The 15,308-nt window shown below is 70.6% G+C and carries 12 protein-coding genes; 4 read left to right on the forward strand and 8 right to left on the reverse strand.

Annotation, left to right across the window (positions count from 1 at the left end):
- Positions 1-143: 143 nt before the first annotated feature.
- Both ACW9TB_RS15675 and ACW9TB_RS15680 read right to left on the reverse strand, forming a co-directional pair.
- The gene (locus ACW9TB_RS15675) at positions 144-1,487 is read right to left on the reverse strand and encodes an outer membrane protein assembly factor BamB family protein (RefSeq protein WP_472748751.1); all 1,344 of its coding nucleotides are present in this window, start codon (positions 1,485-1,487) and stop codon (positions 144-146) included.
- Positions 1,488-1,546: 59 nt separating this feature from the next.
- On the reverse strand, positions 1,547-2,521 hold the full coding sequence (locus ACW9TB_RS15680; protein ID WP_472748752.1) for an SGNH/GDSL hydrolase family protein: 975 nt from the start codon (positions 2,519-2,521) through the stop codon (positions 1,547-1,549).
- Positions 2,522-2,653: 132 nt separating this feature from the next.
- On the opposite strand from ACW9TB_RS15680, the gene ACW9TB_RS15685 reads away from it, so the two are divergent.
- On the forward strand, positions 2,654-4,024 hold the full coding sequence (locus ACW9TB_RS15685; RefSeq protein ID WP_472748753.1) for a cystathionine beta-synthase: 1,371 nt from the start codon (positions 2,654-2,656) through the stop codon (positions 4,022-4,024).
- 119 nt (positions 4,025-4,143) lie between these two features.
- On the opposite strand, the gene ACW9TB_RS15690 is transcribed toward ACW9TB_RS15685, so the two are convergent.
- Positions 4,144-5,436, reverse strand: a complete 1,293-nt coding sequence (locus tag ACW9TB_RS15690) for a sensor histidine kinase (RefSeq protein WP_472748754.1) — start codon at positions 5,434-5,436, stop codon at positions 4,144-4,146.
- A gap of 318 nt (positions 5,437-5,754) precedes the next feature.
- Between ACW9TB_RS15690 and ACW9TB_RS15695 the strand changes: the two genes are divergently transcribed.
- Positions 5,755-6,894, forward strand: coding sequence for a cystathionine gamma-synthase (locus tag ACW9TB_RS15695; protein ID WP_472748755.1), 1,140 nt, complete (start codon positions 5,755-5,757; stop codon positions 6,892-6,894).
- A gap of 79 nt (positions 6,895-6,973) precedes the next feature.
- Here the strand turns inward: ACW9TB_RS15695 and ACW9TB_RS15700 are convergent, their stop codons facing one another.
- Positions 6,974-7,399 carry a hypothetical protein gene (locus tag ACW9TB_RS15700; protein WP_472748756.1) on the reverse strand — a complete coding sequence of 142 codons (426 nt, stop codon included), beginning with the start codon at positions 7,397-7,399 and terminating at the stop codon, positions 6,974-6,976.
- A 441-nt stretch (positions 7,400-7,840) separates the two neighbouring features.
- On the opposite strand from ACW9TB_RS15700, the gene ACW9TB_RS15705 reads away from it, so the two are divergent.
- Positions 7,841-8,263 carry a DUF6292 family protein gene (locus tag ACW9TB_RS15705; protein WP_472748757.1) on the forward strand — a complete coding sequence of 141 codons (423 nt, stop codon included), beginning with the start codon at positions 7,841-7,843 and terminating at the stop codon, positions 8,261-8,263.
- A 3-nt stretch (positions 8,264-8,266) separates the two neighbouring features.
- Here the strand turns inward: ACW9TB_RS15705 and ACW9TB_RS15710 are convergent, their stop codons facing one another.
- Entirely contained in the window at positions 8,267-10,213 is a 1,947-nt protein-coding gene (locus ACW9TB_RS15710; protein WP_472748758.1) for a vWA domain-containing protein, read from the reverse strand.
- Positions 10,214-10,222: 9 nt separating this feature from the next.
- Positions 10,223-11,620 carry a sigma 54-interacting transcriptional regulator gene (locus tag ACW9TB_RS15715; RefSeq protein WP_472748759.1) on the reverse strand — a complete coding sequence of 466 codons (1,398 nt, stop codon included), beginning with the start codon at positions 11,618-11,620 and terminating at the stop codon, positions 10,223-10,225.
- 361 nt (positions 11,621-11,981) lie between these two features.
- On the opposite strand from ACW9TB_RS15715, the gene ACW9TB_RS15720 reads away from it, so the two are divergent.
- Complete coding sequence (locus ACW9TB_RS15720) at positions 11,982-13,163, forward strand: FIST signal transduction protein (RefSeq protein ID WP_472748964.1); 1,182 nt, start codon at positions 11,982-11,984, stop codon at positions 13,161-13,163.
- Between the two features lie 2 nt (positions 13,164-13,165).
- On the opposite strand, the gene ACW9TB_RS15725 is transcribed toward ACW9TB_RS15720, so the two are convergent.
- Together ACW9TB_RS15725 and ACW9TB_RS15730 are read right to left on the reverse strand one after the other, a co-directional pair.
- Positions 13,166-13,486 (reverse strand): helix-turn-helix domain-containing protein, encoded by a 321-nt coding sequence (locus ACW9TB_RS15725; protein ID WP_472748760.1) that lies wholly within the window; start codon positions 13,484-13,486, stop codon positions 13,166-13,168.
- Between the two features lie 258 nt (positions 13,487-13,744).
- Positions 13,745-15,244: a M1 family metallopeptidase gene (locus tag ACW9TB_RS15730; RefSeq protein WP_472748761.1), complete on the reverse strand. Its 1,500-nt coding sequence runs from the start codon at positions 15,242-15,244 to the stop codon at positions 13,745-13,747.
- Positions 15,245-15,308: the final 64 nt, after the last annotated feature.

The raw sequence follows: 15,308 nt of genomic DNA on the forward strand, positions 1-15,308 counted from the left end.
CTCCTGGGTTCGTGTCTGCTCCTCCAGCGGAGCGTACCGTGCGGTATGCCCGAAGCCACGCCCCGGGGGCGCGGTAACAGAACTTTGTACGGGACGCACAAAGCCCCGTCCCCCCGGGGTGGGACGGGGCCTGGCCGTGGATGTCAGCCGTACATGCCGGGGGAGGTGCCGTCGCCGTCCTTGATCCCGTGGAGGCCGCCCTTCTCGTCGCGCCACATCCGCCAGCCGTTCTGGCTGCCGGTGAACCAGAGGGGCGGGGCGCCGGAGCCGGACACCCGCTTGCCGTCGGCCAGCCTGTACTCACACAGCGAGGCCACCGAGTAGAAGCCGGAGTTCTGGCCCTTGAGGGGGAGCGGCTTGGGATCGGTCACGCAGAAGGACCAGGCGCGCTCGTTCTTGACGTCGGCGTTGCGGCCGGTGGGCAGGTCGAAGACGTTGCCCGGCTTGTCGTGCCGCAGGAAGCCGACCTTCTCCATGCGGGGCGGGAAGGCGAGCCACCAGCCCGACTCGGGAACCTGCTCGGCGGAGATCTGGCCGAGCACCCGGCCGCTGCCCGCCTCCAGCCGGGCGAACCCGCCGTACCGGCCCTCCTGGTCGACCGGGCGGACCACCGGCGCGAAGCCGGGGCTGCCGCTGGGGTAGACGCGGACCACCGACGGGCGCATCCAGTTGACCGTGCCGTCGGCGAGCTTGACGGAGAACAGGCCGAAGGCGGAGACCTTGCTCGTCTTCGGGTTGGTGTACGGGGCGACGTAACCGACGAGGTTTCCCCCCGACGCGCCGAAGGACCAGCCTCCCGACAGGTCGACCCCGGCGCCGAGGGGTTGCTCGACGGGGACCCGCCAGACGACCTTGCCGGTCTTCAGGTCGTGCGCCTCCAGGACGGGATGGCGGGCCAGGCGGAGGAACACCACGCGCGAGGCGTCGGACCACTCGGCCTCGGCGATGCCGGGGATCTTCCACATGGCCCTGCCGGTGGCCGGGTCGAGGACGACGACGCGGGCGCTCGCGAGCGCGGTGTTCTCGGACACGCACACGAACGCCCCGCACCGCTGCGGGCCGAAGGTGGAGTGCACCGGGCGGCTCCACTTACGCGCCCCGGTCCTGGCGTCCAAGCCGACGAGGGTGGCCTTCCAGCGGCCCCGCCTGGCGGGGTCGAGCGTCACCGCGACGGCCTGGCCCGCGGAGGTCTCGACGATCGCCGGGGCGGGCACCCCCATCCCCGGCAGGCGGCCCGCCATGGTCGAGGGGTGGGCCCACAGCCTCCTGCCCGTGGCGAGGTCGAGGGCCACCGTCTCCAGCGTGCCGTCGGGCTTCATGGAGGTCGTCGTGGCGACGCCACCGGCGGTGGTGGTGCGGCTGACCGCGTTCATCTCGGTGTTGTGCCAGGTGGGATGGTCGGGGGTGGCCGCTTCAGTGCCGGAGCAGCCGCCCAGGGTCAAAGCTCCGGCGAGCACCAGGGCCGGTTTCGCGAGGGGCCGGATCACGGGTATTCCACTCCAATGCGGGCGAGGCGTTACGGCTTCGCAGCGGAGGGTGACCGTGTTCAGGCGTCGTTGGGCCGCATCCACGGCCTTCGGCCGAGCATGGTCACCCACCGTCCGTGAAGTCCGGTCGCTCGTCCGGCGACACGGGTCGCGGAGACCTCGGCGCCGGGCTCCTCCGCGGCCTTGGCCGCCGCGAGGTAGATCGACTCAGCGCGCCGGGCCCGGGGCTCGGGCCAGAGTTCCAACGCACTGCATACGGAAGGTAGCACCGCGTAAGCAATCTGGAGATAACCTTGAGCAGATGGGTGATAACGATCAAGGCCGAACATCTCCGCGGGGTTCGTGTCGAACTCCGGTCCCAGCAGGTCGGCGAAGGCCACTGTCCGCCCGCCCGCCTCGACCACGGCGACGGTCTGCGCGGCGGCCAGCTGACGGCTCCACCGGCGCGTCACCCAGCGCAGGGGCTGCGCGATCGGCCGGACCGTGCCCAGGTCGGGGCAGGTGCCCACGACCACCTCCGCCCCCGCCTCCCGCAGCCGTCTGACCGCCTTCTGCAGGTGCCGTACGGCATGGGCGGGCCTGCTCTGCGAGGTGACGTCGTTGGCCCCGATGAAGACGACCGCGATCTCGGGGCGGGCCTTCAGCGCCTCGTCCACCTGCTCGCCCAGCTCCGCGGAGGTCGCCCCCGACCTGCCCGCCACGGTCAGCCGCACCGGCCGCTCGGCGATCACGGCCAGCCCGTTGGCGATCAGCACGGCGGGCGTCTCGGCGGGGTCGGAGGTGCCCAGGCCGACGGAAGTGGAGTCGCCGAGCATGACCATCCTGACGGGCTCGCCGCCGAAGGCCCCGTACGTGCCGTCCGAGGGTGGTCCCTCCATGCCGTGCGGGCGTCCGACGGCGCGGCGGGCCACCAGCGCCTCGGCCAGCAGCAGGCCGTAGGCCGCCACGCCGAGCGCGGTGAGGCCCCCGCCGCCCAGCGCGGCCGCCGCGGCGATGCGGCGGGCCGCTCTCGCCGCACCCGGTGTCCAGCTCACGTGACGTCGCTCCCTCCGTACGGGGCGGTAGCGTTGCCTTTGGTAACACAGCCGAGTCCCCGCCACCCCATGGGATCACGGTGCTCACGACAACAAGCCGACCGAGCTTTGGTATTTCGAGGTGATATCCCGGTGCGCGTACATGACTCGCTCGTCGAGCTGATGGGCAACACCCCTCTCGTCCGACTGAACAAGGTGACGGAGGGCATTTCCGCCCAAGTGTTGGCGAAGGTGGAGTATTTCAACCCCGGAGGGTCGGTGAAGGACCGCATCGCGGTCCGGATGATCGACGCCGCCGAGCAGTCGGGGGAGCTGCGGCCGGGGGGCACGATCGTGGAGCCCACCTCGGGCAACACCGGAATCGGCCTGGCCATCGTGGCCCAGCAGCGGGGATATCGTTGCCTGTTCGTGGTGCCCGACAAGGTGGCCCAGGACAAGATCTCGGTCCTGCGCGCCTACGGCGCCGAGGTCGTGGTCTGCCCGACGGCGGTCTCTCCCGAACATCCCGACTCCTACTACTCGGTCTCCGACCGGCTGGCCAAGGAGACGCCGAACGCCTGGAAGCCGGACCAGTACTCCAACCCGCGCAACACCGAGAGCCACTACCACTCCACGGGCCCGGAGATCTGGGACCAGACCGAGGGCAGGATCACCCACTTCGTGGCGGGCGTCGGCACCGGGGGCACGATCAGCGGCACCGGCCGCTACCTCAAGGAGGTGTCCGGCGGCCGGGTCAAGGTCATCGGGGCCGACCCCGAGGGCTCCGTCTACTCCGGCGGCACCGGGCGGCCGTACCTGGTGGAGGGCGTCGGCGAGGACATCTGGCCGGCCAACTACGACACCACGATCTGCGACGAGGTCATCGCGATCTCCGACAAGGACTCCTTCAACATGACCCGCCGCCTGGCCCGTGAGGAGGCGCTGCTGGTCGGCGGCTCCTGCGGGATGGCGACGGTCGCGGCGCTGCGCGTGGCCGAGCGGGCCGGGCCCGACGACGTGATCGTGGTGCTGCTGCCCGACGGCGGCCGGGGCTACCTGTCGAAGATCTTCAACGACGAGTGGATGGCCGACTACGGCTTCCTGACCACCTCCAGCGAGGAGGGCCTGGTCAAGGACGTGCTCACCCAGAAGAGCTCCGGCATGCCGGAGTTCGTGCACACCCACCCGCACGAGTCGGTCGACACGGCCATCTCGATCATGCGCGAGTACGGGGTGTCGCAGCTTCCGGTGATGAAGGAGGAGCCGCCGGTCATGGCGGCCGAGGTGGTCGGCTCGATCCTGGAGCGCGACCTGCTCGACGCCCTCTACCGGGGCCGGGTGCGGCCGACCGACCCGCTGGCCGCCCACATGTCGCAGCCGCTGCCGACGATCGGCGCGGGGGAGCCGGTCTCCATCGCCGTCGAGGCGCTGGAGAAGGCCGACGCCGCGGTCGTCCTCGACGACGGCAAGCCCGTGGGCCTGATCACCCGCCAGGACCTGCTGGCCTTCCTCGCCAGCCACTAGCGCCCGCCTTTGTGGCCCCGGAGATCCGAAGGTCGTCGTGACCGGCTCTCCGGGGTCGTGTTCTGGGAGCCTTCGAAGGCGGGCGCGCTTTTTGAGGCCAGGCGAGGCGGAGAGCGGGGTCAGAGAGGAAACTCCGCCATCACCTCCCAGGCCCCGGAGGGCGTGGGCCCGGCCGTGAGCCGGCCGCCGAGGGCCTCGACGCGCTCGGCCATGCCCACCAGGCCGAACCCGCCACCGAGACGGGAGATCCTGGCGTCGGCCACCGAGCCGTAGTTGCGCACCCGCAGCCGTACGGCGCCCACGGAGGTTGGGCCGTCCCCGAAGACGCCTCCGCCGGTCGAGGGACCCGTGGAGGCGTAGGCGGTACGCCGCCCCCGGGGGTTCTGGCCGTTCCTCGCCGCCATGCGGGGGTCCTCGGCCCAGGCGCGCAGGTCGGAGCCGTCGGTGAGTTTCAGGTCCGCCTCGACCCAGTCGGTGCCGGGGGCGTGCCTGCGGACGTTGGTCAGCGACTCCTGGAGGACCCGGTGGAGGGTGGTCATCACCTCCGGGGCCACGGTGCCGTCGGAGATGCCCTGGCCGATGTCGAAGGTGACCTGGGGGCCCGCGGCGGAGAAGCGCTCGACCATCGTGCGCATGTCCATGAGCGTGCTGCCCGGTGAGCGGGCCGCCTCGTCCTCCGCGCGCAGCACGCTGACCAGGCGGCGCATCGAGGTCAGCGCGTCGGCCCCGGCGTTGGCGATCGCCTCCAGGGAGGGGACCACGGCCTCCGGCTTCTGCTCGGCGACGACCTTGGCGGCCTGCGCCTGCACCACGATCCCGGTGATGTGGTGGGCGACCAGGTCGTGCAGCTCCCTGGCCAGCTCCAGGCGCTCGGACCGCCGTACCGTGTCGACGGCCTCTCTGCGGCGCTCCAGCTGGAAGCGGAGGTAGGCGCCGATACCGGCGGCGAAGGACCAGCAGACGAAGAGCAGGAAGCCGAGGACCACCGCGGGCTCCGGGCCCGTGGAGCTCAGGCGGCTGGCGGAGGCTTCGAGCACGACCATCGCGGCCAGGGAGAACAGCGCGGCCCGCCGTACCGGCTCGATCGCGCGCAGCCCTCCGACGGTGAGGACCAGCAGCGACCCGATCTCGGCCGCGCCGAGGCTGCCTTCGCCCTTGGCGATCCCGATGAGCAGGGAGGACACGAACGACACCGTCATCAGGGTGACGAACCCGCGGACCCGCCAGCTGCGGCGCCGTACCACCGCCACGATGCCGACCAGGCCGCACACCGGGCTCAGCAGTGTCGCCGGGACGAGGCCGCTCGCCGTCGTCGCCACCACGTCGACCAGCAGGAGCAGGAGGAGCCAGCCGATCAACGCGATCTCGCTGAGTCGTTTGACCCAGTAGACCAGCCGGCTCGTTTCTCCCACGGTCCCCGAGCCTAAGCCTCGGGGAGGATATGTCATATCGGCCGTTCGGCCGAACCGCTCCCGCCGGAACCGGCCCTTCAGCGGAGGCGGCGACGGGCCCCCGGCACCGATCCTTGAGAGGTCGAAGGGGGAAAGAGATGACCATCATCGGGATCGTGCTGCTGGCCGCCGGGCTCGTGGTCGGCGCGGCACTGACGCTCGCCGACCCGGTCCTGCTCTCGCGGATCAGCGGGGAGTACGACGAGGAGAGGGTGTAGGGCCGCGTGGAGCGGCTCCCTCGACTCTGGAGTCCCCGCTGTTACGAGTAGCGTTGACCCCATGAACCATGGATTCGAGACGTTGGCCATCCACGCAGGTCAGGAGCCCGACCCCTACACCGGGGCCGTGGTGCCCCCGATCTACGCGGTGTCCACCTACAAGCAGGACGGCGTGGGAGGGCTGCGCGCCGGATACGAGTACAGCCGGTCGTCCAACCCGACCAGGAACGCGCTGGAGGAGGCCATGGCCGCCGTCGAGGGCGGCAGCCGTGGCCTGGCCTTCGCCTCGGGGCTGGCGGCCGAGGACACGGTGCTCCGCGCGATGTGCAGGCCGGGCGACCACGCGATCATCCCGAACGACGCCTACGGCGGCACCTACCGCCTGTTCGCGAAGGTCCACGAGCGCTGGGGGCTGCACTACGACCCGGTGCCGCTGGGCGACCTCGACGCGGTGATGGCCGCCGTGACCCAGAAGACGAAGATCATCTGGGTGGAGACGCCCACCAACCCGCTGCTCGGCATCGCGGACATCGCGGCCCTGGCCCAGCTCGCGACCGAGTGCGGCGCGCTGCTGGTGGTGGACAACACCTTCGCCTCCCCGTACCTGCAGCAGCCGCTGGCGCTGGGCGCGGACATCGTCGTGCACTCGACCACCAAGTACGTGGGCGGCCACTCCGACGTGGTCGGCGGCGCGCTCGTCGCGCGGGACGCCGGGGTGGGCGAGGAGCTCGCCTACCACCAGAACGCGATGGGCGCGGTGGCCGGGCCGTTCGACGCCTGGCTGACACTGCGCGGCCTCAAGACGCTCGGGGTGCGGATGGACCGCCACTGCGAGAACGCCGAGCGGGTCGTGGACCTGCTGCTCGCCCATCCGAGGGTGACCTCGGTGCTCTACCCGGGTCTGGCCGACCACCCGGGCCACGAGGTGGCGGCCAAGCAGATGAGGCGTTTCGGCGGCATGGTCTCCTTCCGGGTGGCCGGAGGGGAGGCCGAGGCCGTCGAGCTGTGCTCCAGGACCAAGCTGTTCACCCTGGGCGAGTCGCTCGGCGGGGTGGAGTCGCTGATCGAGCACCCGGGCCGGATGACCCACGCCTCGGTGGCGGGCTCGCCGCTGGAGGTCCCCGGCGACCTGGTGCGCCTGTCGGTCGGCATCGAGTCGATCGACGACCTGCTGGCCGACCTCACCCAGGCACTGGGCTAGGAACGAGCCCCGGCCCGGCCTGTGTACGAACCATGACGGATAGGGGCGGGCCGGTCACAGCCGGGGGTCTCCGGGCGGCTCAGGCCGGGTTGCCCCAGACCATCAGCGCCAGGATGACCACCCAGATCAGCACGATCACACCGGAGAGCGCGGCGATCCGGCCGACCTGCACCTTGGCGTCGTCGTCCGGGCTCTCGCTGGCGAGGACCCGGATGGCGGTGCTCTGGTCCCGGTCCACCATGATCAGCAGCACCGCGGCGACGATGAAAAGCGTCATGGACACCGACAGGTACGGCTTTCCGAGGAATTCGCGGCCCAGCAGTAACCCGAACAGGAAGACCCCGACGGACGCGAAACCGTAGAGACGCGTGGTCTTGTGCAGATAGCGCAGGACATCGACGTTCTTGGCGCGGATGAATCGGGGAGTGGACATCGTGGCGGCGGTGATCGGCCCCAGAGCGAAGATCGCGAAACCGATGTGCAGCCAGAGCAGCAGGTCTGTCATGCGCCAGACATTAGTATCCGGTGATCTCGTCTGGGTACGGCTCGCGCGGTGTCACTCGCCTTCGACGGTGTCGTGCCCGTCGCGGGGGTGTGGCATCACGCACAACTCGAAACAGACGCAGACGATGAGCATCAGCGCCACGAGAATTCCCGCGAGCATCAGGCTCACTTCCTCTCCCTTCGGAAACCGTGTTTTTTCCTTCACTGGGTAGACGGCGCTTGTTTCGCCACGGTTGTTACGAAGGGGTCACGGTTGAGAAAAGGACGGTATTGGCCGTACGGGATTGTCGATCTTCGCATTCCGCTCGGAGCACGTGCGCGGGGTCAGTAGGATCGTGGGCGTGCTCGTTCCCGTGTGAGGAGACCTGCGGCGGTGAAGTCGCGGTCGTGCCGGGCGGGCGTTCCATCGGACAGAGTAAGACGGCACAAGGGAGTGCCCGCCGTGGGTGTCAAACATGTTGAGCCGTACACCGAGGAGTGGCGGGACCAGCCGTCCCGCTACGTCGGCCTCGTCGTCGAGGAGCTGGGGGACCAGGTCGAGAGCTGGTGGCAGGGTCCCTGCGACCCGCGCACCGTCACCGTCCGCCTGACCGGCGGCGACGCGCTGGTCTGGGACGAGGAGAGCGGCTGGCGCCGTGGCCGCTACGCGAGCGGCGACCCCGCCACCCCCACGGTCCTCGCCGACGACCGCTATCTCGGCGGCGGTCTCCTGCTCTCCCCGTCGCGGGTCCCCTCCGCGATCGCCGACGCCCGCGCGGGCGTCGGCAACAGCACGGCGTGGCGGCCCTGCTACCGCTCCTACCGCCACTATCGCGACGGCTTCGACCTGGCGCTCGACGGCTACGTCGCCTACGCCGACGCCTGAGGCTCAGCGGGTGCGGCGGGCCCGCAGGAAGTCGCTGACGACGTACTCTCCCAGGCGGTCGGCGCCGGAGGAGAAGACCCGGCCGCCGTTGCGCCGCCCGACCTCGTTCACGAACTCCTTCAGGCGCTCGTCGTCGGCGAGCATGAAGACGTTGAGCGTCGCCCGGCGCCGGGTCATCTTGTCGACCTCGGCGAGGGTCAGCTCCAGCGTCTCCTGGGTCGGCGGCCACTCGAAGGCCGCCGAGCCGTTGCGCCGCAGGTGGGCGGTGGGCTCACCGTCGGTGACCACGAGCACGACCGGCTCGAAGTCGGGGTGGCGGTCCAGGTGCCGTCCGGCGATCAGCAGGGCGTGGTGCAGGTTCGTCCCCTGCACCATGTCCCACTCCAGCCCCGCCAGCTCGTCGGGCTGCAGCACGCGGGCGTAGTTGGAGAAGCCGATGATCTGCACCGAGTCCTGGGGGAACTTCGAGGCCACCAGCGCCTGCAGCGCCATCGCCGTCTGCTTGGCGGCGGCCCAGGTGCCGCGCAGCGCCATCGAGTAGGAGAGGTCGACCAGCAGGCACACCGCGGCCGCCGTGCGCCGCTCGGTCTCGGCCACCTCGAAGTCGTCGACCGTCAGGGTCACCGTGCCGCCGCTCCCGCCGCGCCGGACCCCGTTGACGACCGTACGGACCACGTCAATTGGCTGCTCGTCGCCGAACCGCCAGGGCCGTGAGGATCCGGTGAGCTCACCGGCCGAGCCCGCGTCCACCTGGTCGTGGTCGCCTCGGCGCCCGCTCTCCAGGGAGGAGAAGACGCGGCGCAGCGCGGTCTCTCCCAGGCGGCGTACGGCCTTGGGGGTGAGCTCCAGCTTGCCGCGCCTGCGAAGGAGGTAGCCCTGCTGCTCCAGCTCGCGCTCGACCTGCTTGAGCGCCTCCAGGTCGTCGACGGCCGACCGGCCCAGGGCGCGCCGGATCGCCGCCTCGTCGATGTCGTCCATCCGGGCGCCGGGGTAGTCCTGGCGGAGCGCGGCCTCCAGCTGGGTCAGGTCGGCGAGTTCGTCCAGCGCGCCCACGGCGTCGGACATCCCCATCGGCTCGTCGCCGCTCAGCCGCTCCGGGGTGTTCCAGGCCAGGTCGGGGCGGCGGGCGTAGAGGGACTCGCCCAGGCGGCGCATCTGCTCGTCGAGCCCGGCCGACCGGAGGGTCTGCTCGATCAGCTGGTCGAGCTCCTCGCGCTGGGCCGGGGTGAGGGAGGCCAGCAGGCGCTGGGTGGCCGCGGCCCGCCGGGCCAGGGCGTCGACCAGCTCCTCCAGGTTTCGTGGCGACTCCGGGAACATGTCTCCATATTTCGACATGAAGTTCTCGAAGTCGGCCTGGGTGTGCTCACCCCGGGAATCCCGGTCGAGCATGTCGTTCAAATCGGACATCATCTCCCTGACCCGCTCCATGGCGGCCGGGTCGGGGTTGGCCAGAGACTGCCGCATGCCGCGGAACTGGCTGTCGAGCACCTCCCTGCGCAGCAGGTCGCGCAGCTCCTCGAAGGTCCGCTGGGCGGCGGCCGAGCGCCACCGGTAGGTGCCCAGCTCCCGGATGGCGCTCGCCGTGTCGTCGGGGAGGGCGGCCAGCTCCGCCTCGCGCAGCCGGGCCTCGTCGGAGGGGTCGGGGAACAGCTCGGCCCGCTCCTGGCCGATCGCCTTGTCCAGCAGCGCCCTGGCCCGCTCCAGCGTGCCGTCGAGACGGCCGCGCTCGCGCACCTCGCGCCGCCTCCGGCGTACCTCCCGGAGGAGATCCTCCAGGCCGCGACGGTCCCGCGCGCCCGGCAGGCCCTCCTTGAGCAGGTCGCGCAGGGCGTGCGCGGGGTTGGAACCGGACAGGATCGCGTCGCCCATCCGGTCCAGCGCCGAACGGACGTCGTACGGCGGGGCGAGCGGGTCGGGCCCGTCCCGGTATTCGCCATAGCGATAGCTCATGCAGACACCTCAGGTGCGGTAGACCGCCATGCCGTCCACCTCGTCCTTGGACAGCCGGCGCAGGAGGTAGAGGCCCTCCATGGCGAATTCCAGCGCGGCGGCGGCGTGCCCGGGGGACTCGTCTCCGATGCCGAGCTGGGACATGATCTTTGCCAGGCCCGGGACCGGGCCGATCCTGCGCAGCAGCTCGGCCGCGGGGACCGTCACCCCCGACTCGACCTGGATGCCCTCGGAGAACTTCTCCAGCAGCGGGTTCAGGTCGATGCCGCCGAGCGTGCCGCGGAACGTCTCGGCCGTCGCCCTGCGCAGCAGGTGCGAGAGCACCTCGGTCTCCCGGCCCTCCTCGCTGACCTCGAACTCCACCTTGCCGCGCAGCGTGTGCACGATCCCCGGCAGGTCGGCGACCCTGGCCACCGCGTGGTCCTCGCCGGTCAGCGCCGCACGCCGTACGGCGGAGGCGGCCGCGGTCTCCGCGGCGGCGATGGAGAAGCGGGCCGAGACCCCCGAGCGCGCGTCCACCGCGGTGGACTCGCGGACCAGCCGGGTGAACCGGGCGATCACCTCGATCAGGTGGTCGGGCAGGTCGGCGCCCACCTCGCCGAGCGAGGCCTCCTGGCGGATCAGGACCAGCTCGGTCTCGATCGACAGCGGGTAGTGGGTGCGGATCTCGGCGCCGAAGCGGTCCTTCAGCGGGGTGATGATCCGGCCGCGGTTGGTGTAGTCCTCGGGGTTGGCGCTCGCGATCAGCAGGATGTCCAGGGGCAGGCGCAGGTTGTAGCCCCTGACCTGGATGTCGCGCTCCTCCAGCACGTTGAGCAGCGAGACCTGGATGCGCTCGGCCAGGTCGGGCAGCTCGTTGACGGAGAACACCCCTCGGTTGCTCCGGGGGACCAGGCCGTAGTGGACGGTCTCCGGGTCGCCGAGCGTGCGCCCTTCGGCGATCTTGATCGGGTCGATGTCGCCGATCAGGTCGCCGACGGAGGTGTCGGGGGTGGCGAGCTTCTCGCCGTACCGCTCGTCCCGGTGCTTCCAGGAGATCGGCAGCTCCTCGCCCGCCTCGTCGGCCAGGCGGCGGCAGCGGACGCAGGAGGGTTCGTAGGGATGGTCGTTGATCTCGCAGCCCTCGACGACGGGGGTCCATTCGTCGAGGAGCCCGGTCACGGTGCGGATCAGCCGGGTCTTGCCCTGACCCCGCTCACCGAGCAGGACCAGGTCGTGCCCGGCGAGCAGCGCTCGCTCCAGGTATGGCAGGACGGTGTCGTCGAAGCCCACGATGCCGGGGAACCGCGGCTCTCCTGCCCGCAGGCGGGTCAGGAGATTCTCACGGATCTCGGCCTTTACCGTACGGTGAATATGGCCGCTCGCGCGCAGCTCGCGCAGAGTACGTGGCTCTGGGATTTGAGGCACGGGATCGAGCCTACGTCCACAACGCCCGATCCGGCACTCTCATCCCTCTTTCGGATCTTGACTATTGCGTGGCGGCCAACGTGAGTGCTTGTGTCGGCAGTGGGGAGAATCGCTCCAAGACAAGACGTCGGACGGCTCCCGGCTCAGGGGGCCGCCACGCGGGGTCTCCGGCGTTCGCGGTTTCACAGGTTTTGCGGATTTCACGGGTTTCGCGGGTTTTGTGGCTCTGACGGGTCTCACGGCCCGGCTCACGGCAGTTCACGATGGTTCATGACAGGCTTCAGGGCTTCAGGGGGATCGGTACGCTCCCCGGCGAGCCACAGCCAGGGGACAAGAGGGAGAGGCGAGACAGGTGGCACTGATGACGAGCCGCTTCGCCGACGGTCTCGCGGTGGGGTCCGACCTGGTCTCCGCGGCCGAGACCGCGGTGCGCCAAGCCCTGTCCGGCCTGTCCGGACCGGCCGACCTGCTCTGCTTCTTCATCTGCGGGGACGATCCCGACGACGTCTCCCGCGCCGGGCTGCGCGCGATGAGCATGGCACCCGGCGCCGCCGTCCTCGGGTGCAGCGCCACCGGGGTCATCGGCGACGGGCAGGGGGTCGAGGTCACCCCCGCGGTGAGCGCCTGGGCCGCTTCCCTCGGCGGGGCCCGGCTGACGACCTTCGCGCTCGACACGCTCAGGACCGACGACCGCTTCGTCGTGGTCGGCCTGCCCGACCGCGCCCCCGACGACCACGCCGCCATCCTGCTCGCCGACCCCTACAGCTTCCCCACCGACGGCTTCGTCGAGCGCTCCGAGGAGGTCATGGGGAACCTCCCGCTGATCGGCGGCCTGGCCAACGCGATCCAGGGCCGCGGCGCGGTCCGGCTGTTCGCCGACGGGGAGATCCACACCGAGGGGGCCGTCGGGGTGCTGCTCAGCGGTGCCCTCAACGTCAGCACCGTGGTCAGCCAGGGCTGCCGCCCGATCGGCCCGACCATGGCCGTCACCTCCGTCGAGGACAACCTCCTGCTCGAACTCGCCGGGCAGCCCGCCCTGGCGCGGCTGGAGGAGATCGTCAGCGCCCTGGACGAGGACGACCGCGACCTGGTCGCCTCGGGGCTGCAGATCGGCATCGCCATGGACGAGTACGCCGAGAAGCACGAGCACGGCGACTTCCTGATCCGGGGGGTGCTCGGCATCGACCCCGAACGGGAGGCCGTGGCCATCGGGGACGTCGTCGAGATCGGCCGTACCGTCCGCTTCCAGGTCCGCGACGCCGCCACCGCCGACGAGGACCTGTACGAGCTGCTGGACGCGCACCGCGAGGAGTTCGGCCGGGTGGACGGCGCCCTGCTGTTCTCCTGCAACGGCCGTGGCTCGGCCATGTTCGGCAGCGCCGACCACGACGCCGTCGCCGTCCGCGACACCCTGGGCCCCATCGGGGTGGCCGGGTTCTTCGCCGCCGGAGAGGTGGGCCCCGTGGGGGGCCACAACCACGTCCACGGCTTCACCGCCTCGGTCCTGGTCTTCTCCTCCCACCAACCGGCCGGGAGCTCGTGACGTCAACCGACCTTGAGCTGTTCGTCGCCGAAGTCGGCGATGAGTTTGAGGGTGCCTCCGAGCGCGGCCACGTACCGGTCCAGAACCTCGCGTGTCGAGACGTCGCCCTTTTCGATCTGTGACACCCGGCCGACCGAGATGCCCATGCTCTCCGCGACCTGGTTCTGGCTAAGCCCCCGCCGCTTGCGCATCTCGGCGAGACGCCATGCCTGGTTCTCGTCTCGCAGGTGCCGGACCTCCGCCTCGAAACGCTCCGGCCCGCCAGCGGTCTCGATCGCCCGCTCCAGATGGCCGCTCTCACGCCACCCGCGATGGCTGCTCACGGGGTCATCTCCTTCTGCCGATCCACCAGGTAGATCTCGTACAAACGCTCGGCTCTCGGGATCGCCTCTCGATACCGGCGTTCCCGGTTTCCTGTCCCGGGCCCACCGGCCCGCCACCCCCACGATGATCGGAAGGCAGACCGCCGTCGTCACCACGAGCCGTTTCATGGGGAGATCATCGCCCGGCCGGCCGAAGGACTTCCACCGATTCCGTTCTCCACGTCCTACGAGCGAAGGCGGGGGCCGGGGCCGGTCACGTCACCAGTTGGTCGGCTTCTTCGGGGTGAAGAGCCAGGTGTCGAAGAGGGGGCCGAGTTTCTTGCCGGAGATCTTCTCGGCCATCGCGACGAATTCCGGGGTCGTGACGCTCCCGTACCGGTGCGTGGCGTTCCACTCCTTCAGGAGCTTGAAGAACGCCGGGTCGCCGATCCGCTGCCTGAGCGCGTGGAGCGTCATGCCGCCCCGGGTGTAGACGGAGTTGTTGAACAGGTCGTCCGGCCTGGCCTGGCCGGGGGCGTAGCTCCACATGGGGTCGTCGGCCCCGGCGCTGTAGTGCCTGCGGAAGAGCTGCTCGGCGGTGCCCTGGCCCTCGTGCTCCGACCAGAGCCACTCGGCGTAGGTCGCGAAGCCCTCGTTGAGCCACAGGTCCTTCCACCGCGTGATGCTGAGGCTGTCGCCGAACCACTGGTGGGCCAGCTCGTGGGCGATGATGGCGTCGTCGGGGGCGAACCCGCCGTACATGGGCTTGGTCTGGTTCTCCAGCGCGTAGCCCGCGGGGAAGTCGTCGACCACGCCCCCGGTGGAGGAGAAGGGGTAGGGGCCGAAGACCGTGCTCCAGTAGTCGGTGACCCTTCCCGAGACGTCGTACACCTTCCGCAGCGAGTCGCGGAACCTCGGGTCGACGGCCGCCAGGTTCTTCAGGCCTCCGGGGGTCTTACCCTGGAGCATCTCGAACTTGCCGAGCGTCATGGTGGCGAGGTAGCTGGCCATCGGATGGCTCTCCCGCCAGCGGAAGGTCGTCTTGCCCCCCGTGGTCTTCGGCGTGCCGACGAGCTCGCCGTTGGCCAGCGCGGTCAGCCCGGCGGGCACGGTGATCTCGAAGTCGTAGCTCGCCTTGTCCGAGGGGTGGTCGTTGCCGGGGAACCAGGTCTTGGCGCCGTTGGGCTGGCACGTGACGAACGCGCCGTCCTTGGTCGGGATGAAGCCGTACGTGCCCAGGTTGGAGGAGCCACGGACCGGTTCGGGCTCACCGGCGTACGCGACCTCGACGGTGAACGCGGCGGCCTTCGGGATGGACGCGGCCGGGGTGATGTTGAGCTCGGTCCCGGCCCTGTCGAACTTCGCGGGCCTGCCGTCCACGGTGATCCGGCTGACGGTGAAGCCGGAGAGGTCGAGGTTGAGGCTCGCCAGGTTCTGGGTGGCCCGCGCCGTGATCAGCGCCACTCCCGACAGGTGCTTGGAGGCCGGTACGTAGCCTAGCTTGAGCCCGTAGTGGTCGACGTCGTAGCCGCCGTTGCCGTCGGTGGGGAAGTCGGAGTCGCCGATCCCCGGGGCGCCGGGCACGGCCTCGCGTCCGGCGGTGACGTCGGAGGCGGAGGCGACCGGCGTCAGGGGGCTCACGTCGGAGGCGTCCGGCTTCACGGAACTCACCGGAGGGACGCTCTCCCCGTTCGACACCGAGCAGGCGACCGTGCCGACTGTACCGAGCGTGCAGAGAAGAGCGGCGGTCGCCGTGGTGGCCAGCCGTTTGGACGCCATACGTTGAAGCCCCTTTCCCGGCCGGACGGCCGAGCTCGTGGAATGGCACACTACGCGAGTGACC

The organism is Streptosporangium sp. H13245 (assembly GCF_055690525.1).

Excerpts from the sequence above, each read along its gene's own strand:
- ACW9TB_RS15695 (WP_472748755.1), top strand. The coding sequence starts at position 5,755 with ATGAACCATGGATTCGAGACGTTGGCCATCCACGCAGGTCAGGAGCCC.
- ACW9TB_RS15700 (WP_472748756.1), bottom strand. The coding sequence starts at position 7,399 with ATGACAGACCTGCTGCTCTGGCTGCACATCGGTTTCGCGATCTTCGCT.
- ACW9TB_RS15710 (WP_472748758.1), bottom strand. The coding sequence starts at position 10,213 with ATGAGCTATCGCTATGGCGAATACCGGGACGGGCCCGACCCGCTCGCC.
- ACW9TB_RS15720 (WP_472748964.1), top strand. The coding sequence starts at position 11,982 with ATGACGAGCCGCTTCGCCGACGGTCTCGCGGTGGGGTCCGACCTGGTC.
- ACW9TB_RS15730 (WP_472748761.1), bottom strand. The coding sequence starts at position 15,244 with ATGGCGTCCAAACGGCTGGCCACCACGGCGACCGCCGCTCTTCTCTGC.